Origin of the sequence: Microbulbifer agarilyticus (genome assembly GCF_019800665.1) — a bacterium.
In the GTDB taxonomy this organism is placed as follows: domain Bacteria; phylum Pseudomonadota; class Gammaproteobacteria; order Pseudomonadales; family Cellvibrionaceae; genus Microbulbifer; species Microbulbifer agarilyticus_C.
On record NZ_JAHVKO010000005.1, the window covers coordinates 149036 to 172917 of the forward strand.

General features: G+C 57.3%; 26 protein-coding genes. 3 read left to right on the forward strand and 23 right to left on the reverse strand.

Annotated features, from left to right (window positions below; genetic code table 11):
• Positions 1–3 precede the first annotated feature (3 nt).
• Together coaE and yacG are read left to right on the forward strand one after the other, a co-directional pair.
• Positions 4–618 carry a dephospho-CoA kinase gene (gene coaE, locus KUV22_RS13345; protein ID WP_222231898.1) on the forward strand — a complete coding sequence of 205 codons (615 nt, stop codon included), beginning with the start codon at positions 4–6 and terminating at the stop codon, positions 616–618.
• 9 nt (positions 619–627) lie between these two features.
• Positions 628–849 carry a DNA gyrase inhibitor YacG gene (gene yacG / locus KUV22_RS13350; protein WP_010132581.1) on the forward strand — a complete coding sequence of 74 codons (222 nt, stop codon included), beginning with the start codon at positions 628–630 and terminating at the stop codon, positions 847–849.
• A gap of 10 nt (positions 850–859) precedes the next feature.
• On the opposite strand, the gene KUV22_RS13355 is transcribed toward yacG, so the two are convergent.
• From KUV22_RS13355 to trmJ, 23 genes are all read right to left on the reverse strand, one after another.
• Complete coding sequence (locus KUV22_RS13355; protein ID WP_222231900.1) at positions 860–1957, reverse strand: hypothetical protein; 1098 nt, start codon at positions 1955–1957, stop codon at positions 860–862.
• Positions 1927–3207 carry a hypothetical protein gene (locus KUV22_RS13360; protein WP_222231902.1) on the reverse strand — a complete coding sequence of 427 codons (1281 nt, stop codon included), beginning with the start codon at positions 3205–3207 and terminating at the stop codon, positions 1927–1929. The genes KUV22_RS13355 and KUV22_RS13360 overlap by 31 nt, the downstream gene beginning before the upstream one ends.
• Positions 3208–3331: 124 nt before the next feature.
• Positions 3332–3832: a protein disulfide oxidoreductase gene (locus KUV22_RS13365; protein WP_222231904.1), complete on the reverse strand. Its 501-nt coding sequence runs from the start codon at positions 3830–3832 to the stop codon at positions 3332–3334.
• Positions 3829–4581, reverse strand: coding sequence for a tRNA (N6-threonylcarbamoyladenosine(37)-N6)-methyltransferase TrmO (gene tsaA / locus KUV22_RS13370; protein WP_222231906.1), 753 nt, complete (start codon positions 4579–4581; stop codon positions 3829–3831). The genes KUV22_RS13365 and tsaA overlap by 4 nt, the downstream gene beginning before the upstream one ends.
• Positions 4578–6035 (reverse strand): NAD-dependent succinate-semialdehyde dehydrogenase, encoded by a 1458-nt coding sequence (locus tag KUV22_RS13375; RefSeq protein ID WP_222231908.1) that lies wholly within the window; start codon positions 6033–6035, stop codon positions 4578–4580. The genes tsaA and KUV22_RS13375 overlap by 4 nt, the downstream gene beginning before the upstream one ends.
• Positions 6036–6107: 72 nt before the next feature.
• Positions 6108–7505 carry a ribosome biogenesis GTPase Der gene (gene der, locus KUV22_RS13380; protein ID WP_222231910.1) on the reverse strand — a complete coding sequence of 466 codons (1398 nt, stop codon included), beginning with the start codon at positions 7503–7505 and terminating at the stop codon, positions 6108–6110.
• A 149-nt stretch (positions 7506–7654) separates the two neighbouring features.
• The gene (gene bamB / locus KUV22_RS13385) at positions 7655–8839 is read right to left on the reverse strand and encodes an outer membrane protein assembly factor BamB (RefSeq protein WP_222231912.1); all 1185 of its coding nucleotides are present in this window, start codon (positions 8837–8839) and stop codon (positions 7655–7657) included.
• Entirely contained in the window at positions 8836–9585 is a 750-nt protein-coding gene (locus KUV22_RS13390) for a YfgM family protein (RefSeq protein ID WP_222231913.1), read from the reverse strand. Before KUV22_RS13390 ends, bamB begins: the two co-directional genes overlap by 4 nt.
• Before the next feature lie 81 nt (positions 9586–9666).
• Positions 9667–10929, reverse strand: a complete 1263-nt coding sequence (gene hisS, locus KUV22_RS13395) for a histidine--tRNA ligase (protein ID WP_222231915.1) — start codon at positions 10927–10929, stop codon at positions 9667–9669.
• Positions 10930–10984: 55 nt separating this feature from the next.
• Positions 10985–12106 carry a flavodoxin-dependent (E)-4-hydroxy-3-methylbut-2-enyl-diphosphate synthase gene (gene ispG, locus KUV22_RS13400; RefSeq protein ID WP_222231917.1) on the reverse strand — a complete coding sequence of 374 codons (1122 nt, stop codon included), beginning with the start codon at positions 12104–12106 and terminating at the stop codon, positions 10985–10987.
• 120 nt (positions 12107–12226) lie between these two features.
• Positions 12227–13285 (reverse strand): RodZ domain-containing protein, encoded by a 1059-nt coding sequence (locus tag KUV22_RS13405; protein ID WP_222231919.1) that lies wholly within the window; start codon positions 13283–13285, stop codon positions 12227–12229.
• Positions 13275–14060 carry a type IV pilus biogenesis/stability protein PilW gene (pilW, locus tag KUV22_RS13410; RefSeq protein ID WP_222231922.1) on the reverse strand — a complete coding sequence of 262 codons (786 nt, stop codon included), beginning with the start codon at positions 14058–14060 and terminating at the stop codon, positions 13275–13277. The genes KUV22_RS13405 and pilW overlap by 11 nt, the downstream gene beginning before the upstream one ends.
• Positions 14061–14141: 81 nt before the next feature.
• Complete coding sequence (rlmN, locus tag KUV22_RS13415) at positions 14142–15287, reverse strand: 23S rRNA (adenine(2503)-C(2))-methyltransferase RlmN (RefSeq protein WP_222231924.1); 1146 nt, start codon at positions 15285–15287, stop codon at positions 14142–14144.
• Between the two features lie 108 nt (positions 15288–15395).
• A complete protein-coding gene (gene ndk / locus KUV22_RS13420; RefSeq protein WP_222231926.1) occupies positions 15396–15821 on the reverse strand; it encodes a nucleoside-diphosphate kinase in 426 nt (141 codons plus the stop codon).
• 177 nt (positions 15822–15998) lie between these two features.
• Positions 15999–16193, reverse strand: coding sequence for a Fe-S cluster assembly protein IscX (iscX, locus tag KUV22_RS13425; RefSeq protein WP_010132566.1), 195 nt, complete (start codon positions 16191–16193; stop codon positions 15999–16001).
• A 21-nt stretch (positions 16194–16214) separates the two neighbouring features.
• On the reverse strand, positions 16215–16553 hold the full coding sequence (gene fdx / locus KUV22_RS13430) for an ISC system 2Fe-2S type ferredoxin (RefSeq protein ID WP_010132565.1): 339 nt from the start codon (positions 16551–16553) through the stop codon (positions 16215–16217).
• A 71-nt stretch (positions 16554–16624) separates the two neighbouring features.
• The gene (hscA, locus tag KUV22_RS13435) at positions 16625–18505 is read right to left on the reverse strand and encodes a Fe-S protein assembly chaperone HscA (protein ID WP_222231928.1); all 1881 of its coding nucleotides are present in this window, start codon (positions 18503–18505) and stop codon (positions 16625–16627) included.
• A gap of 9 nt (positions 18506–18514) precedes the next feature.
• Positions 18515–19033: a Fe-S protein assembly co-chaperone HscB gene (gene hscB, locus KUV22_RS13440; RefSeq protein ID WP_222231930.1), complete on the reverse strand. Its 519-nt coding sequence runs from the start codon at positions 19031–19033 to the stop codon at positions 18515–18517.
• A gap of 113 nt (positions 19034–19146) precedes the next feature.
• Positions 19147–19470 (reverse strand): iron-sulfur cluster assembly protein IscA, encoded by a 324-nt coding sequence (gene iscA / locus KUV22_RS13445; RefSeq protein WP_222231932.1) that lies wholly within the window; start codon positions 19468–19470, stop codon positions 19147–19149.
• A gap of 62 nt (positions 19471–19532) precedes the next feature.
• A complete protein-coding gene (gene iscU / locus KUV22_RS13450; RefSeq protein WP_010132561.1) occupies positions 19533–19937 on the reverse strand; it encodes a Fe-S cluster assembly scaffold IscU in 405 nt (134 codons plus the stop codon).
• Between the two features lie 42 nt (positions 19938–19979).
• Positions 19980–21194, reverse strand: a complete 1215-nt coding sequence (locus KUV22_RS13455) for an IscS subfamily cysteine desulfurase (protein WP_222231934.1) — start codon at positions 21192–21194, stop codon at positions 19980–19982.
• 116 nt (positions 21195–21310) lie between these two features.
• Complete coding sequence (iscR, locus tag KUV22_RS13460; RefSeq protein ID WP_222231936.1) at positions 21311–21805, reverse strand: Fe-S cluster assembly transcriptional regulator IscR; 495 nt, start codon at positions 21803–21805, stop codon at positions 21311–21313.
• A 209-nt stretch (positions 21806–22014) separates the two neighbouring features.
• Complete coding sequence (gene trmJ, locus KUV22_RS13465) at positions 22015–22794, reverse strand: tRNA (cytosine(32)/uridine(32)-2'-O)-methyltransferase TrmJ (RefSeq protein ID WP_222232339.1); 780 nt, start codon at positions 22792–22794, stop codon at positions 22015–22017.
• Positions 22795–23012: 218 nt separating this feature from the next.
• Here trmJ and KUV22_RS13470 point away from each other — a divergent pair, with 218 nt between their 5' ends.
• Positions 23013–23819 (forward strand): inositol monophosphatase family protein, encoded by an 807-nt coding sequence (locus tag KUV22_RS13470; RefSeq protein WP_222231938.1) that lies wholly within the window; start codon positions 23013–23015, stop codon positions 23817–23819.
• Positions 23820–23882: the final 63 nt, after the last annotated feature.

A 23882-nucleotide genomic window follows, 5' to 3' on the forward strand; every position in this document is an offset into this window, starting at 1 on the left:
AGCATGCTTATTGTCGGGCTGACCGGTGGAATCGGCAGCGGCAAATCTGCTGCGGCGGTGCGCTTTCGCCATCACGGCGTTAACGTAGTAGACGCAGATATCGCTGCACGTGTGGTGGTTGAGCCCGGACGCCCGGCGCTCGCTGCCATTGCCAAACACTTCGGTACAGGCATACTGCTAAAAAATGGGGAGCTGGACCGCGCTGCTCTGCGCAAGCAAGTTTTCGACAATCCCAAAGAGCGGCGCTGGCTGGAACAGCTGACCCATCCTCTAATTCGAGAAGAAATCATTTCCTCTCTTACAGCTAGCGCAGAAACCCATAGCGCGCCTTACGCCATTCTCGAGTCGCCACTGCTAATTGAATCCGGCCAAGTCGAGCTGGTGCAGCGGGTGTGTGTGGTCGATATTCCCGAAGAATTGCAGCTATCCCGAGCCACAGCGCGGGACAGCAACTCGGCAGCGCAGATACGCAAAATCATGGCCGCACAGCTCCCGCGCGCTGAACGATGTGCACAGGCACACGATATTTTGGATAATAGTGGCTCTTTAGAAGCCCTGAACGCTCAGGTGGATGTGCTGCACACACAGTACGTCCAGCTGGCGACGAAACCGGAATAGCCGTTATCCATGTCCGATCATTCTTCCCCAGACAAGCCAACCGTGCCCTGCCCTACCTGCAAAAAGCCAATGGAGTGGAGCGCCACCAACCCGCACCGCCCATTTTGCTGTGAGCGCTGCAAGCTGATCGATCTAGGTGAGTGGGCCAGCGAGGGACACAAGATTCCCGGCCAGCCAGCGTTTGACGATGTAATGAGCGAAGACCTGGATCCCACCAAGACCCGCCATTAAGCACATTTGTTTACTTATCCACAGGGGCCGGTAACTCTGCCACTCCCCTGCATCCGGCCATTGAAGCATCTTCGATACTCGCCGAACCGATAGCCAGACATTCGGAAAGTGGGCGCGGCCGAATACGTTGATCGATAAATCGAGCAACCTCGGCCTTCGGCGCACGCTGATCTGCACCTGAGGGTTTGGAATTATCAGTAAACTCCAAGCCACTCCACATATAAAGAGTGTGCTTGGCCTGCATCACAAAGTCGGTTGAAACGCCAGGAAGTGGGTATCCCCCAACTTGGTCCCTCACACTGCTCCGCTCAGCTTCAGCAACATCGGATAGACGGACGACCATCGTATCCATCACACGCTCCATTAACTCACGGTAATTTGTAGTGGGGGAGCGCTGTGCCTGTCGGTAAGGATTTCCGGCATTTTGCAACCATTGATTCACCATAAAGTGCCCTAGCAAGCATTGATTGTGGCCGATTGGACTCAACCAAAAAAAGTCATGCGGACCACTCCACAAAGGCTGAGTTTCAAAATACAACCACTCTGTGCCGTTTCGACTCAGCCACTGACTATTGATAGGTGATAGGTAATTTGGCCAACAGTACTTGGTAAGATCAAAAGGGTTCCGATCTTCATTGTGCCCAGCATGATATCTCCCAATGTCTGTAGTGTTGTGCAGACGCTCAACAAGGCCGACCATCGTCGAGTGAGTAAATAGACTCTGATTGACGGGAAGATCCTTCACGTTTAGCACGCTCAATCGCAAAACTAAATCACCTAAAGTCTCCCCATCTAAAAACGGTCGGCCAGTAAAACTCCAACCGCTGAGCCAGATTAGCGCATCCTGAATACCACCCTCGCTTTCGGATTTTTCGTAAGGCCGATAGATTGCGGGATCACTCAGATCAAAAGCATCAGGCTGCTCTTCCAGCTCACTGCGTCCGCGTAGTGGCAGTCGCAAGACCGGTGCTGATAACTGTACTTGGGTCCCAGACACACTCTTGTGTACCGTCCGTAAACGTTTCCAGTCCGGGCCCTTTGGGTTCTTTTCATTTCCAAAAAACATTGATCTCATACCTAGCCGGGTTTGCGGAGTCGATTCAGCCATGCACCGAACTGCTGCCCCGGATTCTTGTAATGGCTATCTCTAGCCCCCGGCAAGGACGCAATCAAAATACTCGCACCTAAAATTGCTAAACTGCCGGGAATACCTGCAGTGGAAATCAATGCAGTGGCAGCGCCTGTAACAAACAACCCTTTGGTACCTGATTGCCATAACAGGTCGCCAGTTTTCCCAAGCATATCGTCTTTCGAAGTACGATGACGCAACTCGCCTGCAAGACACAGCAGCGGAGCCACGCCAAAATGCAAACCTCCCGCTACTTGTGCCGGGCCCGGGGCAGTGTTATGCCAAGTGTTGTCTTTGGTATCCATATTAATGGCGCGTCTTACTTGATCAGCAACCACATGGCTTGAAGATGCATCGCTGAGAAATATCTTCTGGCGCTCCTCAAGGTTAACCTGTCTCTTTGCCAGCTGCCGCATGGCCTCTGTTAACACCCAAGTCCCATGCTTATGAGCGGTCCACTCAATGTAAAGATCTTTATGGTGAGCCTCATACATGCATTGGGCCAAAATACCTACAGCTAGTCGTTGCTCATCAGTTCCACCCAAACCCAGAGATTTAATCGAAATCCACTCTGCTGCGAGCGCACTATTCGTTGAAGGGACATAAAACAACTGAAATCCAGAGCGCTCCAGATTGGCCCTTTTACCCTCATCACCACGTGACATTTGCTTACTGAGTACCGTCGCAGCATGACTGAGACTTTCACAATGTCCGTTGATCCCTACTCGAAGCGGGCTTTGCTGCGTCCCAGACGATTTTGCAGTCGGCGATATCGTTAATCTCGGCCTCGCATCCTCGGGTACCCATTGCCCGCCCTGGCGATACCCCATTTCCCATAGCGCCGGACGGAGGCGGTTAGTTGCATCCTCGGTTGTTAGCCGAATATCTACAATCTCCACATCGGTCTGACAGTCTCCATAGTAACTATTCAGCTCGTACTCAATCTCAAAGCCACCCGCTACGAGCAAGCGCCGTGTAGGATACTTCGGCTTGAGCATGCTATTCACTGGACTGACGGCACCACGCAAGCTATTTACGGCCTTTACCAGTGACTGTGCATGATAGCCTTCACTACTTTGTTGAGTGCTGAGCTGCTGAAAATTATCGAGAAGCTTACGGTGATGGCCGGAGGCGAAGATGGAGCGGCCGGGGCCGCGTTGGCCCCAGGCTTTAAGCGCAGCGGCGCTTTGAGTGGCTTGCAGATATCCCACAGCAAAATCCTTTTGCAAACGGTTTTCCATGTTTTGGCGAGTTGAGCGAACGCCTATCACGGAAGACTAACAAAGGGCGTGAAACATCGGCAAAAATAGTTGGAGTACTAGAGTCCCAAATGAAATAACAATCAAAGACTTGCTAGCGAGTGGCCCACCACAGCCGCGCTTTTAGCCCCAAGCGGGAAGCCATGCCGGCGGTCACGGTACTGACTTCACCCGAGCTATCGACGATGGCAATGGTGGGGGTTACCTTGAGGCCCCAGCTCGCACTGAGTGCACCACTGGGATCGTTGATGGTGCGGAACTTGAGATTGTGTTCCTGCTGGTAGGTGGCCACTTCGTCCGGCGTACCGGATTGCAGGGCGATACTGATTACCTGGTATTCCTCGGATAGATCGGACACCGCCGGCGACACCACCCGGCAATAACCACACCAGGTGGCCCAGAAATAAATCAGTACGGGGCCTTTCTGAGTCATCCCCTGCAAATTGATTGGCAGGCCATTAATGTCGGGCGCCAGTAGATCCGGTGCCTGTCCTTTGGGCATGCTACGGGCGTGATACCAGGAAACCGCGACAACGACCAACACAGCCAGAAGTGCAAACTTAATCAGGGACCGCAGCCCACGTTTTACATTCACTCGCCCTTTCCTTCCGTAATTACTTTCGACTCGAGCGGGGTTAGTGCCGCGACTTGAATCCCGTCATCCCCATAGCGCCATTGCAGGTTAAACCCGCACAGTTCCATCCCGTATATACGCGAGGAATCGGGCTGCTGATACGCGGGTTTGGGGTCTTGCGCGAGCACCTGTTGAATTAACGCCAACAAGTCGGTGCTCCACTCATCTTGATATTTACGCGCAATTTCCGCGATTGGATCCGGGATATTTACCTGCGTGGCAGCCGGGGCGGTATCCGCAAATTCGCTGGCAGCGTCGGGGACATTATCGGCGTAAGGAATGTAGGGTTTGATATCCAGGATCGGTGTGCCATTTAGCAGGTCGGCACCGGCAACGATAATTTCGACTTTTGCCGGCGCGTTGGCTTTATTCACGCGCACTTCAATCAGCCGAACCACGGACAAGCCGATGTTATTCGGCCGAAACGGGGAGCGGGTGGCAAATACGCCCATTTTTTTATTGCCGCCAAGACGCGGTGGGCGGACCTTGGCAGACCATTGCCCTGCTACCTGATGAAACTGCCAGGTTAGCCACAGGTGTGTATATTGCTCCAGGCCGGCGACAGCCTCCGGGTCGTTGTAGGGAGGCAGCAATTCGAGGGATGCGCGGCTGGCATCCGCCAGCAGAGGCTGGCGCGGGATGCCGAATTTATCCGTAAAGCAGGAGTGGGTGATGGCAACGGGCTCAACACTCAGTGCAGGGATATTCAAATGCCACCCATGCACAGATATTTGATCTCGAGATAATCATCGATTCCGTACTTGGAACCTTCGCGGCCACTACCGGATTCTTTGATGCCGCCGAAGGGGGCCATCTCATTGGAAATGATGCCCTCGTTGATGCCGACCATACCGTATTCCAGCCCTTCCGATACGCGCCAGATGCGGCCGATGTCGCGGGCATAAAAATACGAGGCCAAGCCAAACTCGGTATCGTTGGCCATACGGATCGCTTCTTCTTCGGTGCTGAATTTAAATAGCGGCGCAACCGGGCCGAAAATTTCTTCTTTGAACAGGCGCATGGTGTCGTTCGCGTCCCCCAATACCGCGGGGGTATAGAAGCACGCACCCAGTTCGCTCGGGCCACCCGGGTTCAGCGCCTTGGCACCTTTGCTTAATGCGTCTTCCACCAACGCAGTAACGTCTTTGACCGCGCCCGGGTTGATCATGGGGCCAACATCGGTGCCACTGTCTGCGCCATTACCCAGGGTTAACCCGTTCACGGCCTGAGAGAATTTCTGTGCGAACTCATCGTACACGCCTTCCTGCACCAGAATGCGGTTGGCACAGACGCAGGTTTGTCCGGCATTACGGTATTTGCAGATGATCGCGCCTTTTACCGCTTCGTCGATATCCGCATCGTCGAACACGATAAACGGGGCATTACCGCCCAACTCCATGGAGGTTTTCTTGATGGTTTCCGCACACTGGGCCTGCAACTGCTTGCCCACCGCGGTGGAACCGGTAAAGGTGAATTTGCGCACCAGCGGGTTACTGGTCATCTCACCGCCAATTTCCCGCGAGCTTTTACCCACCACTACGTTGAAGACCCCATTGGGCACGCCGGCCTTTTCCGCCAGTACTGCCAGCGCCAGTGCGGATAGTGGTGTTTCCGATGCGGGCTTGGCAACGAAAGTACAGCCCGCGGCCAATGCGGGGGCGACCTTGCGCGCAATCATCGCACTGGGGAAATTCCATGGCGTAATAGAAGCGGTTACGCCCACCGGCTGCTTGATGACGACAATGCGCTTGTCGTCGGCTGGTGGGGCGATCACATCGCCGTAAGCACGCTTGGCCTCCTCGGCAAACCACTCCAGGTAGTTAGCGCCATAGATAATTTCGGTTTTCGCCTCCGCCAGCGGCTTGCCCTGCTCCGCGGTAAGGATTGCGGCCAGGTCATCGACGTTTTCGATAATCAGGTTGTACCAGTCGCGCAGAATTTTCGCGCGCTGTTTCACCGGCAGTGCACGCCACGCTGGCCAGGCTTCATTGGCGGCCTCGATGGCGCGACGGGTTTCGGCGGCGCCGAGGCTTGCGATGGTGGCGACGGTTTCGCCATTGGCCGGGTTGGTAACGTCCAGGGTATTACCACTATCGGCATCCAGCCACTGGCCGTTGATAAAGGATTGCGTGCGGAACAGATCAGAATCGTTGAGCTTCGGCATGTCAGAGCCTCTTCCTTGTGGTAGCCGACAGTAAAAGGGCGGCACGTGTAATGTGCCGCCCAGCCAATTCAGTTACTTTTTCTTTTTCTTCACAAACTTCATCAGGCGACGTTTCTTCGCCTTCTGGCGGTCGCTGAGCTTGTTTTTCTTACCCGCGAATGGGTTATCGCTGGTGCGGAATTCAATTTTCACCGGGGTACCGTGCAGGTCCAACGCCTTGCGGAAAGTCTTTTCCAGGTAACGGACATAGTGATTCGGCACCTGACTGGTCTGGTTACCGTGAATCACGATCACCGGCGGATTCTGCCCACCTGCGTGTGCATAGCGCAGCTTGATACGGTGACCATTCACTAGCGGAGGCTGGTGCTCACTTACCGCCCATTGCAGGATACGCGTCAGGTGGTTAGTGGAGAGCTTGTCGGTGGCCGACTGATAAGCGGCCTCGATGGACTCGTACAGGTTACCGACGCCGGTGCCGTGCAGAGCAGAGATAAAGTGGATATCGGCAAATTCCACAAAACGCAGACGCCGTTCCAGTTCGGTTTTCACGAAGTCGCGGTGGTCCGGATCCAGGCCATCCCATTTGTTCAGCGCCACAACCAGCGCGCGGCCAGACTGGATCACGGTACCCATAAGGTGCAGGTCCTGGTCCACCAGGCCTTCACTGGCATCAATCACCAGCACCACCACATTGGCGTCTTCCACCGCCTGCAGGGTTTTGACGATGGAGAACTTCTCCACCGATTCCTTGACGTTCTTACGCCGGCGAATACCCGCGGTATCGATAATGGTGTAAGGCTTTTCGTCACGCTCGTAATTGATATACACACTGTCGCGCGTAGTACCGGGCTGGTCGAATACCACCACGCGGTCTTCACCCAACAGACGGTTCACCAGGGTGGACTTACCCACATTCGGGCGGCCGACAATACCAATCTTGATGCCGCTGGCCTCGTCCACGACCTCTTCTTCGCCCACTTCCGGGAAGTCGCCAACCAGGCGCTCCATCAGCGAGCGAACACCACGGCCGTGGGTAGCGGTGGTCGGGAAGAGTTCCCCAATCCCCAGCTCGTAAAACGGTGCCAGGGCAATATCCGGGTTCACCCCATCTACCTTGTTAGCTACAAGAATGGTGGGTTTGGAACGGGTGCGCAGGCGCTCGGCGATCATTTCATCCGCCGGAGTCAGGCCAGCACGGCAATCCACCAGGAACAGGACAAAGTCCGCCTCTTCGATCGCCTGCATGGACTGCTGCGCCATGGCCGCATCGATGCCCTCTTCGCCGCCACTGATGCCGCCGGTATCCACCAGGATCATCTTGTGGCCTTCGAATTCCGCCTCGCCATATTTACGGTCGCGGGTCAGACCGGCGTAGTTAGCCACAAGGGCATCACGGCTCTTGGTCAGGCGATTGAACAGGGTGGATTTACCCACATTGGGGCGCCCAACCAGGGCGATTACAGGCAACATAAATTGAATATACTCAAAAACTGGCCCCTTAACTGGGCCAGACCATAAATACAAACGCCCGCATACTGCGGGCGATAGTTAAACCAGAGCGGTTTTGCTTACCCCTGGCGCAAACCCGGGGCAGCATTGTGGGCGCTTGCTCTGCTGTTTCAGCGCTCCAGGCGCAGAGCCACCAGCTCACCGTCATCGGACAGCGCGAACAGCAGATCGCCATCCGCCAGCAGCGGGATGCGGATCGGATCGCGGTCAATGCGGGTACGACCGACAAAGCGACCGGTGGTCGGATCCAGCGCATGCAGATAGCCGTCCAGGTCACCAACCACAACCACATCGACAAAGTAAGCCGGGCCACCAAGCTGGCGGCGCAGTAATTCACTGTTGGTCCACTGAATCTGGCCATTACCTACATTGTAGGCGTGGACACTGCCGTCGGCGTCGCTCAGATACACCTGGCCGGCACCCACGGCAACACCGTGGTTAGTGGAGGCATCGCGCGCCCACAGGCCACGACCATCTTCACGGGACAGCGCAACAACGCGCCCCTGATAGCTGGCGGCGAATACCAATTCACCGCGCACCAGCGGCGCACCGTCAATATCTACTACCCGCTCCAGCTCCGCAGTACCCTGCGGAATGGCGACGCGCTGCTCCCAGCGGGTAATACCGTCGGTAGCACTCAAGGCAACCAGCTTGCCGTTATCCAAACCGGCGAACACAACGCCGCCAGAAATAACCGGGCTCGCGGTACCGCGCAGGGTCAGTACAGGCAAAGTGGTGTTATGGCGCCAGGTCTGTTCACCGGTTTCCGCATTGAGGCCGAGGAGCTTACCGTCTACGGTCTGCACCACCACCATACCTGCGCCAACCGCGGGAGTAGAAACAACCTCACCGCTGAGCTGGGTATCCCAGCGCTGCTCACCGGTATTCAAATCCAGTGCCACCACGCGGCCGCGGAAGTCCGCCACTACCGCGATACCCAGGCCAACGCCAACGCCGCCGCTGATGGAGCGCTCGATATCCGTTTTCCACACGCGCTTGCCGGTGCTGCGATCCAACGCGACCACATCGCCGTCGCTGTTGGCGGCAATAATTTTTCCGTCAATCAGGCCAGGGGTCAGCATGGCGTAGCGCAGCGCATCAATATCACCGATATTGGTGGACCACACTTCGGTCAGCCGCACGCTCTCCTGAATTTCAGTCAGCTCGACGGGATCCGTGTCTTCCTTTTCTTCATTGGAAGCACAGGCACTGATGACCGCGGCCAGGGCCACGGCAAGAATTCGGTTGAGTGCCTTGCCTGCCGCGAAGCGGTTACCGGTGTGCGTGCCTATCATTGCGGGGTGCTCTCCTTGTCGGCTTCGTCTGCTTCGGTTTCGTTACCGGGCTCAGACACCGCTTCGCCTTCCGTAGTTTCATCGGATTTAGGCGCATCGCCCAAACTTTCGATTTTCAGGTCCAACAGGCGGGAGCCTGCAGCTTGCTCCGGCAGCAAAAGCGCGCGGGCTTCCTGATAGGCGGCGCGAGCGGCGTCTTTGTCACCCTGCTGCACGAGGATGTCGCCGCGGGTTTCTGCATAGAGCCCAGCAAATGCCGCGGGGACATCGCCTTCGAGCAACTTCAGTGCTTCGCCGGTTTCGCCGCGCGCGGCTTTGACCGCAGCCAGGCGGCGCTGGGCGACAAATTTCAGCGCGTCGTCTCCGGTGTTATCCAGCGCCCACTGCAGCTGCTTGGCAGCCTCTTCCAGGTCATTGGATTCGGCGGCGAGTGCGGCCAGCTCGAGGGACGCCTGAGTGGCGTAGATACGCTTGCCAAAGTCGTCTTTCAGTTCACGGGCCAGGGACTGGGCCGTGGTCAGCTGCTTGTTATCCGGGTTGCCTTCGTTCGCTGAAACCGCAGCAACAAAGCTCTGGTACAGGTTGGAAGCTGCCTCGGCATCGCCGCGCTCCTTACCCTGCCACCACTGCCAGCCAAAATAAGCAGAGAGCGCCAGTACCACACCGGTGACAATGCCAGTGCCATTTTCTTTCCACCAACGCTTGATGGATTCAATTTGTTCTTCTTCTGTCAGATGGTCTGCCATTTGTTATTTGCCTTATTCCCAATACCAATTCTTTGAGATGCTGTTCGCGCGCTGAGACGGCTTTCGCCTCAGAAGTGCAATTTAGCCTTGTAAAATTTTTGCCAGTTCAGCAACCGCCACGGTCTGCTGCTCGACATCTGCGCGCAGGGACTTAACGGTAATTTGCCCCGCCGCCGCTTCATCTTCGCCAATGATCAATGCGTAATCCGCGTTGCTCTTGTCGGCCTTCTTCATCTGGCTCTTGAAGCTGCCACCACCGCAGTGCGTCTGCAGGCGTAGCCACGGCAAATCACTGCGCAGCTGCTCGGCCGCGGCCAAAGCGGCTGATTGTACATCACCCACGGCAACCAGATAGGCGTCAACCTGCTGATCCAGGGTGTCGGGCAGCACTTCCAGGGTCTCCAACAGTAGCACCAGGCGCTCAACGCCAAGGCCGAAACCCACCGCGGGCGTGGGCTTGCCGCCCATCTGCTCTACCAGGCCGTCGTAGCGGCCGCCGGCACACACGGTACCCTGGGCACCAAGACTGTCGGTTACCCACTCGAAAACCGTTTTGCCATAGTAGTCGAGGCCGCGCACCAGGCGCGGGTTTACTTCATAGGTAACGCCAGCCGCGTCGAGGAAGGCGCGCAGCTGCTCAAAATGGGTGCGCGACTCGTCGTCGAGGAAGTCGAGCAGGCAGGGAGCATCGGTAAGCAGCGCCTGGGTATCCGGGTTCTTGCTGTCGAGAATCCGCAGCGGGTTGCGCTCAAGACGGCGCTGGCTGTCTTCATCCAGCTGGTCTTTGCGCGCAGACAGGTACTCCACCAGCGCATCGCGGTAAGCCGCGCGGCTCTCGCTGTTACCGAGAGAGTTCAGCTGCAGGGATACATGCTCGGAGACACCCAACTGTTTCCACAGACGCGCGGTCATCATTAGGATCTCGGCGTCGATATCCGGACCTTCGATACCAAACACTTCCACCCCGAACTGGTGGAACTGGCGCAAGCGGCCTTTCTGCGGGCGCTCGTAACGGAACATGGGGCCGAAGTACCAGAGGCGCTGTGGCTGAATAAGCAGATTGCTCTGGATGGCCGCGCGCACCGTGCCGGCGGTACCTTCCGGGCGCAGGGTGACACTGTCACCACTCTTGTCATCGAAGGTGTACATTTCCTTTTCGACGATATCGGTGGCCTCGCCGACGGCGCGGGCAAACAGTTGGGTCGCTTCCAGCAACGGGGTACGGATCTCACTGTATCCGTAGCGTGCGAAGAGTTCGCTGAGGGTGCTTTCCACGTATTGCCACACCGGGGACTGGGTGGGCAGCAGGTCATTCATGCCGCGGATGGCGCGAAGTTGTTTCAACGGTAGTCCTTAAATACAGTTCGTACGCGATGCCGGCATCCGCCGGCACCCAATATTATTCGGTGGTTTCCTTGGCGATGATGTTCGCCTCTTGCTCCGCCTTGGCCGCAGCCTTTTCGCGGATCAGCTGCTCCAGATCGTCCACCAGGTTGTCATTCTTGAATTTGCGGTCCGGCTGCCCGTCGACATAAATCGCGTGGCTGGGTGTGCCACCCGCCAGGCCGATATCCGCCTCTTTTGCTTCACCCGGGCCGTTCACGATACAGCCGATGACCGCCACATCCAGCGGCGTGGTGATATCTTCCAGACGGGTCTCCAGCTCGTTCATAGTTTTCACCACGTCGAAGTTCTGGCGAGAACAGCTGGGGCAGGCAATAAAATTGATGCCCTTGGTGCGCAGGCGCAGGCTCTTGAGCAGGTCCCAGCCTACTTTCACCTCTTCCACCGGGTCTGCAGCGAGGGAGACACGCAGGGTGTCGCCAATCCCGTCCAGCAGCAGCGCACCGAGGCCAATGGCCGATTTCACGGTGCCCGCGCGCAGCCCGCCGGCTTCGGTAATACCGAGGTGCAGCGGCTGCTCAATCTGGGTCGCCAGCTTGCGGTAGGCGGCGGTGGCCATAAAAATATCCGACGCCTTTACGCTGACCTTGAAGTCCTGAAAGTTCAGGCTGTCGAGAATATCCACATGGCGCAGCGCGGATTCGACCAGCGCATCCGGCGTGGGTTCACCGTATTTTTTCTGCAGGTCTTTTTCCAGAGAGCCCGCGTTAACGCCGATACGAATCGGGATATTCATGTCCCGCGCCTTGTCCACCACTGCGCGAATGCGCTTTTCGCGGCCAATATTGCCCGGATTAATACGCAGGCAGTCCACTCCCAGATCCGCCACGCGCAGTGCGATGCGATAGTCGAAGTGAATATCCGCAACCAGCGGCACCGCCACCTGCTTCTTGATCTCGCCAAAGGCCTCCGCTGCGTCCATGGAGGGCACAGACACCCGCACGATATCCGCACCGGCGTTTTCCAGACGCTGAATCTGATCCACAGTGGCAGCTACATCGCAGGTTTCCGTATTTGTCATGCTCTGGACGGAAATGGGCGCACCACCGCCGACCGGCACATTGCCCACCATGATCTGGCGTGACACGCGACGAACTATGGGTGACTCGAACTGCATAACAGAACCTGCGTTAGTGTTGAGCGGGGACGGAAAAACGGGAGGATTATAGATAGATTGGGCGCAAACCTACAGAGTTTGCGCCCTTCGCAAGGAGAATAAGAAGCTCAAACCGGGGCGCTAGCCGCCCACAATCAGCTTGCGGGTACGGCGCGTACCCAGCGGCGAGCTGTCCACCAGCTCACCGGCATAGCTGACGGTAGTCGCCGCCGCATTGCCCAGCATTACGTTAAACGGCGCCTCGCCGGTCAACTCGACCGTGGAATCAGCGGGCTGCAGGCGGGACAACAGCTTGTTACCCGTCGCATCGACCACTTCGATCCAGGCCTCTTCGCTGAAGCTCAGGGATAATACCGCATCGGAGATGGTTACCTCCGGCGTCGCCTCTGCTTCGGCTAGGGGGTCAACGGAAACCGCTGCGGCTTCCAGCTCTGGCGTTACTTCCGGTTCTGGCGCGGCTTCCGGTGCTGGCGAAGCAGCCAGCTCCTGGGGCGCGTCGGATTCGGTCGGCTCTGCGACTACCACCGGCGCAGGAGCCGATTGCGTACCTTCTGCCACTTCCGCGACCGTCTCGGCTACCGCTACGCTAGCTTCGATGTCAGCAGAGGCCACAACGCGCTCAACCGCGTCCACACCGGACTCAATCACTGCATCCGCCATGGCTATCGGCGCTTCTGGCGCCAACTCAGCACCCTGAGACGCCTCGGCAAGTGCCGGGTCGACACTGGTGATCGGCGCTCCGCCCTGTAGGCCAAACCACCAGTAACCACCGGCAGCGGCAATCGCCAGTACCAGCATCAGCGGGCGAAACGACGAGTCACCACCTGAGGTACCTGCGCCCTCCACCTTCATACCGCGCGGCATTTCCGGGATATGGGGCGTGGAGTCGTCGGGCGATTGCTGGGCGAACACTTCCAGCAAGGGCTCCGCATCGAGACCCAGCTCTTTACACGCATTGCGGATGTACCCGCGCACGTAGAGAGCGCCGGCCAAGCGATCAAATTCGTCCTGCTCCAGAATTCTGAGCTTTTCGGTCGACATACACAGGCGACTGGCCAGCTCTTCAATTTCCAGCCCGGCCTGCTCACGGGCAGCCCGTAGCTGACCGCCAACTGAAATGGAGGAGACCTGCTCGGCGGCGTGCTCGGTAGAGCCTACGAAGGAATCATTACTGCTCATTTTCGGCCTTCATCTCCTGGTATTTCAGCGTTTCCGCTGAATAGGGAAACAGGTTTTTCAGAGCCAGGGCATAGCTTCGCTCTTTGTCCCGGTTACCGAAAATCTTCTCGATACGGATACCCAACCACAGGGATTGGGGTACCTGCCGGCTTTTTTCGGTGTAACGGTCCAGATACTGCTTGGCTTCGGCGTAGTCCTGCTTTTGAAACTTGAGTTCGGCCAGCTCCAGCAACGCCACCGGCAGCCCGGGACTCAGAGCCAGCGCCTTGGTGAAGGCGCGCTCGGCACCATCCAGCTCGTTCAGTCGCAGCTCAGCGCGGCCCAGGTTGGCCAGAGCAAATGAACGGCGGTTATAGGAGAGATCTTCAGAAGCGGTGAGGAACTGGGCTTTCGCTTCACGGTAGCGCTCCTGTTGATACAGAAACACCCCGTAGTTGACCCGCGCCATGGAGAACTTACGGTCAAAACGCAGGGCTTTCTCGAAGTGGGATTCGGCCACGTTCAGCTCGCCGTCTGCCTGATACAGCAGCGCGAGGCCATGGTGGGCACGGGGGTCTTTCTTACCCAGCTTGAGCGCTTCCTGGAAGTGATGACGGGCCATTTCCCGGTTATCACTGCCACTTTGCAGATAGCGCAGCCCCAACTGAATGTGGGTCTCACGGGCCTTGTCGAGATCAATGGACTTGCCGCCCGGGCCGGTGCTGACACAGCCCCCCAACAGAAGGGTAATGAACAACCCGGCGAGCAGCGCCGACTTGGAATTTCTTGCTAACACTAGCCTCACCTTATAGTTATCGGGTGCGTACAACCCCACACGCCAACTCCATTCGGCGATGCTTGGCAGCAATCGAGGCGGTTAGGCCTGGCCAACAATCCGTACTGGACGCTCGGCGTTGCGATAGCGCTCGGAGCGGCGGGTACGATCGTTTACTTGGCCGGCCAGCTGACCACAAGCCGCATCGATATCATCGCCACGGGTGGTACGCACGGTTACGGTATAGCCTTTGTCCAACAAAATCTGTTGAAAACGTCGCAAAGCGTTATTGCTGACCCGCTGATAGTCGGACAGCTCAAACGGATTGAAGGGTATCAGATTTATCTTCACCGGCACATCACGCAGCAGCTCGGCCAACTGTTCCGCGTGCTCAGGGCGGTCGTTCACCTCCCGGATCATGGTGTACTCGATGGTCATCTTGCGATGGTTATCCGGCATGTTCTCGATATAGCGCTGGGCGCTGTCGAGCAGCATGGCGATGGGATACTTCTTGTTAATCGGCACCAGCTCGTTGCGCAGCTCGTCATTGGGCGCGTGCAGGGAGATCGCCAGGCTGACATCGGTGACTTCCGCCAGGCGGTCCAGTGCGGGCACCACACCGGAGGTACTCAGGGTAACCCGACGCTTGGAGATGCCGTAGGCATTGTCTTCCATCATCAGGTTCATGGAATCCACCACGTTGTCGAAGTTGAGCAGGGGCTCGCCCATACCCATCATCACGACATTGGTTACCTTGCGCGGGCCATTCGGCTGTAACTGGCCAAATGACTTACACGCGATCCACACCTGGCCAATAATTTCGGCCGCGGTCAGGTCTCGGTTAAAGCCTTGCTTGCCGGTGGCGCAAAAGCTGCAGTCCAGGGAGCAGCCCACCTGCGAAGACACACACAGGGTGCCGCGGTCGCCGTCCGGAATATACACGGTCTCGATGACATTGCCGCCGCTGACTTCGATCAGCCACTTGCGGGTGCCATCGGCGGAATCCATCTGCTTCAGGACCTTGGGCGCGCGCACTTCGGCGATTTCCGACAGCTTGGCACGCATGGCTTTGCTGACGTTGGTCATCTGCTCGAAATCGTCCACGCCATTCTGGTGAATCCACTTCAATACCTGCACCGCGCGGAAACGCTTTTCGCCCAAACCGGCAAAAAAGTCCGCAAGCTTGTCCACGGACAGGCCCAGCAGGTTCACTTTTTCGGTTTGTACTGTTTCAACAGTCGCGGTCATGGATTCACCTTGCACCGGTCGCGGTGCGGAAATTGCCGAAACGGCAAAACTTTGTAGGGATAGCAAGAGTCCGCATTACTGCAGACTCCTGCAAAGGCACGTGCTGAATTAGCGTGCGCAGATTTCTTCGGCAGCGAAGAAGTAGTTCACTTCACGCTCAGCGGAAGTCGCGGAGTCGGAACCGTGAACAGCATTCGCGTCGATGCTGTCAGCGAAGTCAGCGCGGATGGTGCCAGCGTCAGCTTCTTTCGGGTTGGTCGCACCCATCAGGTCGCGGTTGGCCAGGATGGCGTTTTCGCCTTCCAGAACCTGTACAACAACCGGGCCGGAGGTCATGAATTCAACCAGGTCTTTAAAGAAAGGACGCTCTTTGTGCTCTGCGTAGAAACCTTCAGCCTTCTCCTGAGACAGCTGAACCATTTTCATGGCAACAATGCGCAGGCCGGCTTTCTCAAAGCGGCTTTCGATTTCGCCGATTACGTTCTTGGCTACGGCGTCCGGCTTGATGATGGACAGAGTACGTTCCAGGGCCATGGTTTTCTCCATTTCTAGGTTTTGAAAAAAATTGTCTTAGATCAGATACGAAAAGAGCAACTGACGTTGCTCTTCCCTGAATTCTCTCAGCTCGCAAACTGTCGATTAATTAACCAACAATGATCGCGGAGCGCGGATTATACGCGTAGTCGCGTGAAGTGTGTACTGTAGGACTGACTACTCGTTCTCTTCGATCCATGCGGCCTGAATGGCCTCCAGGATCTTTTCCCCGCAGCGCTCCGGATCGTCGTCGAAATCCGGCAAATCCATCACCCACTTGCGAAGATCGACGAAATTGACCGTCAAAGGGTCAATATCCGGGTGGCCATCGCTCAGTTCGATGGCAATATCGTGAATGTCCGTCCACTTCATAATCCAACGCTCCCTGCCGATTTAGTGTTTTTCCGAAACCTGGTTGATGGTGTACTTGGGAATCTCAACCACCAGATCCTCCTGCTCTACCACTGCCTGGCAGGATAGGCGAGATTCCGGCTCCAGGCCCCAGGCTTTATCCAACAGGTCCTCTTCCAGCTCGTCCGGCTCTTCCAGAGAGTCAAACCCTTCACGCACGATGACATGACAGGTAGTACAGGCGCAGGACTTCTCACAGGCATGCTCAATGTGGACACCGTGCTTCAGGGCGGCATCACATACGGTAATACCGGGATCTACCTCGACAACCTTGCCCTCAGGGCACAGCTCTTCGTGGGGTAGGAAAACGATTTTCGGCATATTTCATTACTCTCGTTCGATGACCGCCCCAAGGGCATGTCAGATCGCCTTCAGGGTTTATCAAAAGGCCCTTAGGGCTTATCAAATTCATCCAGGCTGTGGCCTTGCATTGCGCGCTTGATGGAGGAATCCATACGGCGCGCGGCAAAGGGCTCGGACAGGGTGTTGAGCGCCTCGACCCGGCTGCGAATCTCGTCCGCAGTGCCCTCATTATGCGCCTGCCGCAGGCCCTGCATGGCCTGCTCCAGCTCGGACAACTCGGCCTCACTCAACAGTTCCGCACCGTTTTCCTGCAGGGCAACAAGCATGGCCTCCAGGGTGCGCTCAGCCTCCACCTGCGCCTCGCGCAGTGCGCGCGCCGCAATATCTTCCTCGGCATTGGCGTAGGAGTCCTGCAGCATACGCGTGATATCCGTGTCCTCAAGCCCGTAGGAAGGCTTGACCGTAATCTCGGCCTGCACGCCACTGCTTTTTTCCATCGCCGTCACCGACAGCAGACCATCCGCATCCACCTGGTAGGTCACGCGAATATGTGCCGCGCCAGCCACCATGGGCGGAATACCGCGCAGCTCGAAACGCGCCAGCGAACGACAGTCGGCCACCAGTTCGCGCTCTCCCTGCACCACGTGAATAGCCATCGCAGTCTGGCCATCCTTGAAGGTGGTGAACTCCTGGGCCTTGGCCACGGGAATGGTGGTATTGCGGTGAATCAGTTTCTCGGTGAGTCCACCCATGGTTTCAATACCCAGGGAAAGCGGAATCACATCCAGCAACAGCAGATCTTCGCGGGACTTGTTGCCCACCAGTACATCCGCCTGAATCGCCGCGCCAATGGCCACCACTTTATCCGGGTCGATATCGGCGTGGGGTTTTCTACCAAAGAACCCCTCTACCTTTTCACGCACACGCAGCGTGCGCGTGGAACCGCCAACCAGCACGACCTCTTCCACATTTTCTGCGGATAGGTCCGCGTCGCGCAGCGCACGCTTACAGGCGCGCAGGGTTTTGCTAATCAGCGGGTCCAATAGCTCGGCGAGCTTTTCCCGGCTCAGCGAACCGCTCCAATCTAGATAAGACATCGCAACTGTTTCTTCCGCAGCCAGTGCCTCTTTTGCCGCGCACGCAGCATCCAGCAACTTGCGCTGGGTGCCCGCGTCCAGGTCGGTGCCGAGCCCTGCCTCTGCGGCAATCCACTCTGCCACTGCGCGGTCAAAATCATCACCTCCGAGCGCACTGTCGCCACCGGTGGATAGTACTTCGAAGACACCTTTGGACAGGCGCAGAATGGAGATATCAAAGGTGCCGCCACCCAGGTCGTAAACCGCGATAGTTTTATCGGCGGAGTCAGCACCATCTTCTGTCTTATCCAGACCGTAGGCGACTGCTGCCGCGGTCGGCTCGTTCAGCAGGCGCAACACTTTCAGGCCCGCCAGTTTGGCCGCGTCTTTGGTCGCCTGACGCTGGGCATCGTCAAAATACGCCGGTACGGTGATTACCGCACCATCCAGCTCGCCGCCGAGGGAATCGGCACCGCGCTGCGCCAGCACCTTGAGGATTTCCGCTGATACCTGCACCGGGTTTACGGCACCAGAAACGGTTTCGATGGCGGGCATACCGCCAGTATCTTCGGCAAAGTGATACGGCAGTTGCTCACCGAAGTGTTTGATATCCGCGAGGCCGCGTCCCATCAAACGTTTGATGGACACCAGGGTGTTATAAGGATCGTCTCCTGCAGCGGCGCGCGCGCCGTAGCCTACCTCAATACCACTATCGGTATAACGCACCACAGACGGCAGAATGGCTTTGCCATCCTCCGCCGGCAAGGCTTCCGCGGTACCGCTGCGCACCGTTGCCACCAGCGAATTGGTGGTGCCCAAATCGATCCCTACCGCGCGCTTGCGCTGATGGGGTTCGGGGGTCTGGCCGGGTTCGGAAATCTGCAGTAATGCCATAGGTCTGTACTAGTCCAGTAAATCTTCTTCGAGCTCTTCGATTTGCCGCTGCAACTTGGCGAGAAACTGCAGCTTCGACAGCGCGCTCTCGCCGTCTTTCAGCGCATTGGCTGCCAGCGCATCGGAAAATGCCTGTTCTTGAGCTTTGAACAGAGCGGCGGCTTCAGCGCTCAGCTCTTCCAGTTCGGCCTCCGGATCGGACGCTTCGCGCACCTCTTCGAGACGCTCACGCAACATCATTTGCTGCATCAGAAAGGCGCCATCTGCGGTGGTCTGCTCCGCCTTCCGCTCCACTCCACGCAGCTGCAGCAAATAAGCAGCGCGGGCCACCGGATCCTTCAGGGTGTTGTTGGCTTCGTTGATCTGCGCGGCGTACTGCATGGCCAGCATTTGCTCGCGGTCAGATTTTGCGGCGAAGCGATCCGGGTGAAACTCCTGCTGCAACTCGCGGTAGCGTTTCGCCAGCGCCTGGCGATCCACCTGGTAGCCAACCGGCAAACCAAAAATTTCAAAGTGATTCTGCTGCATAGGATTTTGCTAATTCGCCTGCTGAATGGAGAGCATCATAGAGCGCTTCGCCCAATAACAAAAAGGCCGGCATGCTTGTGCGCACCCGGCCCTGTTGCTGCTGCGCTTGAACTTTAAACGTGAAAGCTCTCGCCGCAGCCGCACTCATTTTTCACATTGGGGTTTTTGAACTCGAAGCCCTCGTTCAACCCCTCCTTGACGAAATCCAGCTCGGTGCCATCCAGATAAGCAAGGCTTTTGGGGTCGACGATCAACTTCACGTCGCCGGAGTCAAACACCTCATCTTCCGCCTGCGCTTCGTCGACGAACTCGAGCACGTAAGCCATACCGGAGCAGCCGGCGGTTTTCACGCCGACCCGAATGCCGATACCTTTACCGCGACTGGCCAGCTGTTTGGCCACGTGTGCCTGGGCCGCTTCGGTCATGGTAATTGCCATATCGGTGCTACTCCTTACTTCTTAACCTGATTGTGCGGATGCTACTTACTTTAACTACTTAGTTAGCCCGCAGCCTGCTCGGCTTCTTCACCGCGCTTCTCGCGGATATTTTTCACTGCCGCTTTAATGGCGTCTTCCGCCAGAACGGAGCAGTGAATTTTCACCGGAGGCAATGCCAGTTCTTCGGCAATTTCGGTGTTCTTGATCTGTGCCGCCTCATCCAGGGACTTGCCTTTCACCCACTCGGTCAGCAGGGAACTGGACGCAATAGCGGAGCCGCAGCCATAGGTCTTGAATTTGGCGTCTTCGATGATGCCGTTGTCATCCACCTGAATCTGCAGGCGCATCACATCACCACAAGCGGGAGCGCCGACCATGCCGGTGCCCACGTTGTCCGCTTTGTCGTCTAAACGACCAACATTGCGGGGGTGTTCATAGTGGTCAATTACTTTATCGCTATAGGCCATGACTATACCCTCTCAAAAAGTCTCAATTACTGCGCCAGTGCGTTAGTGTGCTGCCCATTCGATGGTGCTGAGGTCAACGCCATCCTTGTACATATCCCACAGCGGGGACAGCTCACGCAGTTTTTCCACTGCCTTTCTTACTTCTTTGGCCGCGGTATCCACGTCCTGTTCCGTGGTAAAACGGCCAAAACTGAAGCGCAGAGAACTGTGAGCCAGCTCATCGTTCACGCCCAGAGCACGCAATACATAGCTCGGCTCAAGGCTGGCAGAGGTACATGCGGAGCCGGAGGAAATGGCCAGGTCCTTCAGGGACATGATCAGGCTTTCCCCTTCCACAAACGCGAAGCTTACATTCAGGTTACCGGGCACACGCTGCTCTGCGGAACCATTGATATGCACTTCTTCCATATCGCTGATCTGGCTCCAGAAGCGGTCGCGCAGGGCCAGTATGCGCTTGGCTTCGTCTGCCATTTCTTCTTTGGCAATGCGGAAGGCTTCACCCATACCAACGATCTGATGCGTCGGCAGGGTACCGGAACGCATACCGCGCTCGTGGCCACCGCCATGCATCTGCGCTTCCAGGCGCACACGCGGCTTACGGCGCACATACAGGGCACCAATGCCCTTGGGGCCGTAAATTTTGTGGGCGGAGAAGGACATCAGGTCCACTTTCATTTCCGCCAGGTCGATCTCAATCTTGCCGGGGCTCTGCGCCGCATCCACGTGGAAAATAACCTTGCGCTCACGACACAGCTCGCCAATTGCGGCGATGTCGTTGATCACACCAATCTCGTTGTTTACGTGCATCAGGCTCACCAGAATGGTGTCCTCACGCATGGCTTCCGCCACCTGCTCCGGATAGACGATGCCGTCTTCTTTAGGGTTCAGGTAAGTCACTTCAAAGCCTTCACGCTCCAGCTGACGACAGGTATCCAGTACCGCCTTGTGCTCGATCTTGGAGGTAATGATGTGCTTGCCGCGGCCCTGGTAAAAGTGCGCAGCACCTTTAATGGCAAGGTTGTCGGATTCGGTCGCACCACTGGTCCACACGATTTCACGGGGGTCCGCGTTAACCAGCTCGGCGACTTGGCGGCGCGCTTCCTCGACCGCTTCCTCCGCCTTCCAGCCGTACAGGTGGGAGCGGGAGGCCGGGTTACCGAAGTTGCCTTCCATCGTCAGCTGCTCCGCCATTTTACTGGCGACGCGCGGGTCTACCGGACAAGTTGCCGAATAATCCAGATAAATGGGAAGCTTCATAATCTTTTGTCTCCACTCGCTGGCCTTTGCCAACGCCTTACTGCTGTCATTAATGCGTAAATAACACTTTCAACAATCATTGAGCAGGCGCTTGGCCTGATCGGGCGGCCGGCACCTTACTGCAGGCCGCCAATAATCGCCACTTTCTGCTCGCCGGCATCGCCAAGTGCCTCACCGCGACGATCTTGTCGACGGGCCACTTCCTGCACTTCTGCGCGCTTAACCATGTCTTCCAGGCTAATCCCATTGAGGAAGCCGTGGATCTGTTCGCTGAGGTCGGTCCACAGGTAGTGGGTCAGACACTGCTCGCCGCCGGAGCAGTCGCTGTTTCCACCACAACTGGTGGCATCTACGGATTCATTTACCGCGTCGATAATCTCCGCCACGCAGATTTCTGCACTGGCGCGCGCCAACCGGTAACCGCCGCCCGGGCCCCGCACACTGCACACCAGTTCCGCTTGGCGCAGACGGGAAAACAGCTGCTCGAGGTAAGACAGGGAAATGTCCTGCCGCTTGGAAATATCGGCAAGGCTGATGGGGCCGCGCTCGGCATGCAACGCCAGATCCAGCATGGCTGTGACCGCATACCGCCCTTTGGTTGTCAAACGCATAGACCCTTCCTCCAAGACCGGTTTCACATGTGCCGGCCGCCGGTGCACCCCGGTTTAACGAGTGCCCACCATCAATTTGGGCGCGAGTATGAAATAACCGACTACTTCAGTCAAGTATATAGCCGAGTAATTCACTCGGGTATTTGGCGCCTACTACTACGTCAAGCGACCAATTGGCGGCAATGGTCACCAGAGCCTCACTCGACCAGCTAGTCAGGACGCCCCTTGCCCCCGCTGCGGTGAATATGGTTCTGGATCGCGGTCAGCATTCCGCGCAGGATGCCGAGCTCCATATCGTCCGGGCGCACGCGACTGAACAGGCGGCGCAGACGGGTGATGGTTTGACGGGGGTTGTCCGGATCGATAAACCCGAGCTCCGCCAGTGCCAGCTCAAGATGCTCGTAGTACAACTCCATGTCCTCAGCCCTGGCGGGCGGACGGTCCCAGTCGCTGAAGCGCAGCGCTTCGCCCTTATCAGCTTCCAGCGCGGCCATGCGGGCTTCGTACACCAGCACCTGCACCGCTGTGGCGAGGTTCAGAGAGCTGTATTCGGGATTGGAGGGAATGTGCACGTGGTAGTTACACGCCTGCAGCTCATCATTGGTAAGACCGCGGTCTTCGCGCCCGAACACCAGTGCCACCGGGTGGGTTTTTGCCTCCGCTACTGCACGCTCACCGCATTCTCGCGGGGTCAGCAATGGCCAGGGTATACGGCGCTCACGCGCACTGGTGGCCACTACCAGGCCACAATCTGCGACCGCTTCCTCCAGCGTCTCCACGACTACAGCGGAATCCAGCAGCTCTGATGCGCCGGCAGCCCGCCATACCGCATTGGCGGCAGGGAATTCCCGCGGCTGCACCAGATACAACTGACCCAGCCCCATATTTTTCAGGGCGCGAGCGGCGCCACCGATATTGCCCGGGTGCGCACTGTTCACCAGTACAACACGGATGTTGTCCAGTGCGGCAAGCGCTGACTGAGAAGCCATCTGGGTGGAAGTTTCAGAAGGAGAAATCGCCATGGTGAGTACCGGGGTCTGAGCTGGTTTGCAGGTAGCGAGGCGCTGCTCGGCCACTCTACACTTGACTGTTACAAAACGGGCGCGGAGTGTAGCAAAATTGTACGGAAATCCCTACAATCGCGCCCGCCGGCGAGCCCGGCATTGCTTTTTACCATCCACAATCCACAACTGATCGCGGAATCCCTATGGAACCCATGCTGAATATTGCCCTGCGCGCGGCGCGCAAGGCCGGTGAACTGATCGAACGCGCCTGGGAGCGCGGCGACCTGATGAAGTTTGAAGAAAAAGGCCGCAACGATTACGTGACGGAAGTGGACAAGGCCAGCGAGCAGGAAATCATCTATCACCTGCGCAAGGCCTACCCCAAGCACAGTATCCGCGCCGAAGAAACTGGCGTCATCGAAGGCGCCGAGCCTGAGTACGAGTGGATTATCGACCCACTGGACGGCACCACCAACTTTATTCACGGCATGCCGCACTTCGCGATATCAATCGCCTGTCGCTATAAGGGACAGATCGAGCATGCAGTGGTCCTGGACCCGATTAAGCGTGAAGAATTCACCGCGAGCCGCGGTCGTGGCGCAGCCCTGAATGGCCGCCGTATTCGTGTATCCAACCGTCAGGGTTTGAACGGCGCACTGATCGGCACCGGTATTCCATTCAGTGGCGAACAACTGGATAACATCGACGCCTACCTGGCGGCAATGAAAGAAATCGCCGGGCAAACTGCCGGCATTCGCCGTCCAGGTGCCGCAGCACTGGACCTCGCCTACGTTGCCGCTGGACGTTTTGACGGCTTCTGGGAGATGTACCTGAACACCTGGGACATCGCTGCAGGCTCACTGCTGGTCAAAGAAGCTGGTGGCCTGATCAGTGACTTCCGCGGTGGCAACGACTACCTGGACTCCGGCAACCTGGTTTGCGCCACCCCGAAAACCTTCAAGCCACTGCTGCAAATTGTGGGCAAGCACCTGGGTAAAATTCGCCAGTAGCCGTCTCCTTGCGGGGCAACCCCCGGCAAAAAACAGCAATAAAAAAGGGCGCATATGCGCCCT

Coding starts and splice junctions, on each gene's coding strand:
- coaE (WP_222231898.1), top strand. CDS start 4: ATGCTTATTGTCGGGCTGACCGGTGGAATCGGCAGCGGCAAATCTGCT.
- yacG (WP_010132581.1), top strand. CDS start 628: ATGTCCGATCATTCTTCCCCAGACAAGCCAACCGTGCCCTGCCCTACC.
- KUV22_RS13355 (WP_222231900.1), bottom strand. CDS start 1,957: ATGGCTGAATCGACTCCGCAAACCCGGCTAGGTATGAGATCAATGTTT.
- KUV22_RS13375 (WP_222231908.1), bottom strand. CDS start 6,035: ATGCCGAAGCTCAACGATTCTGATCTGTTCCGCACGCAATCCTTTATC.
- der (WP_222231910.1), bottom strand. CDS start 7,505: ATGTTGCCTGTAATCGCCCTGGTTGGGCGCCCCAATGTGGGTAAATCC.
- bamB (WP_222231912.1), bottom strand. CDS start 8,839: ATGATAGGCACGCACACCGGTAACCGCTTCGCGGCAGGCAAGGCACTC.
- KUV22_RS13390 (WP_222231913.1), bottom strand. CDS start 9,585: ATGGCAGACCATCTGACAGAAGAAGAACAAATTGAATCCATCAAGCGT.
- ispG (WP_222231917.1), bottom strand. CDS start 12,106: ATGCAGTTCGAGTCACCCATAGTTCGTCGCGTGTCACGCCAGATCATG.
- KUV22_RS13405 (WP_222231919.1), bottom strand. CDS start 13,285: ATGAGCAGTAATGATTCCTTCGTAGGCTCTACCGAGCACGCCGCCGAG.
- rlmN (WP_222231924.1), bottom strand. CDS start 15,287: ATGACCGCGACTGTTGAAACAGTACAAACCGAAAAAGTGAACCTGCTG.
- ndk (WP_222231926.1), bottom strand. CDS start 15,821: ATGGCCCTGGAACGTACTCTGTCCATCATCAAGCCGGACGCCGTAGCC.
- iscX (WP_010132566.1), bottom strand. CDS start 16,193: ATGAAGTGGACGGACATTCACGATATTGCCATCGAACTGAGCGATGGC.
- fdx (WP_010132565.1), bottom strand. CDS start 16,553: ATGCCGAAAATCGTTTTCCTACCCCACGAAGAGCTGTGCCCTGAGGGC.
- hscA (WP_222231928.1), bottom strand. CDS start 18,505: ATGGCATTACTGCAGATTTCCGAACCCGGCCAGACCCCCGAACCCCAT.
- hscB (WP_222231930.1), bottom strand. CDS start 19,033: ATGCAGCAGAATCACTTTGAAATTTTTGGTTTGCCGGTTGGCTACCAG.
- iscA (WP_222231932.1), bottom strand. CDS start 19,470: ATGGCAATTACCATGACCGAAGCGGCCCAGGCACACGTGGCCAAACAG.
- iscU (WP_010132561.1), bottom strand. CDS start 19,937: ATGGCCTATAGCGATAAAGTAATTGACCACTATGAACACCCCCGCAAT.
- KUV22_RS13455 (WP_222231934.1), bottom strand. CDS start 21,194: ATGAAGCTTCCCATTTATCTGGATTATTCGGCAACTTGTCCGGTAGAC.
- iscR (WP_222231936.1), bottom strand. CDS start 21,805: ATGCGTTTGACAACCAAAGGGCGGTATGCGGTCACAGCCATGCTGGAT.
- trmJ (WP_222232339.1), bottom strand. CDS start 22,794: ATGGCTTCTCAGTCAGCGCTTGCCGCACTGGACAACATCCGTGTTGTA.
- KUV22_RS13470 (WP_222231938.1), top strand. CDS start 23,013: ATGGAACCCATGCTGAATATTGCCCTGCGCGCGGCGCGCAAGGCCGGT.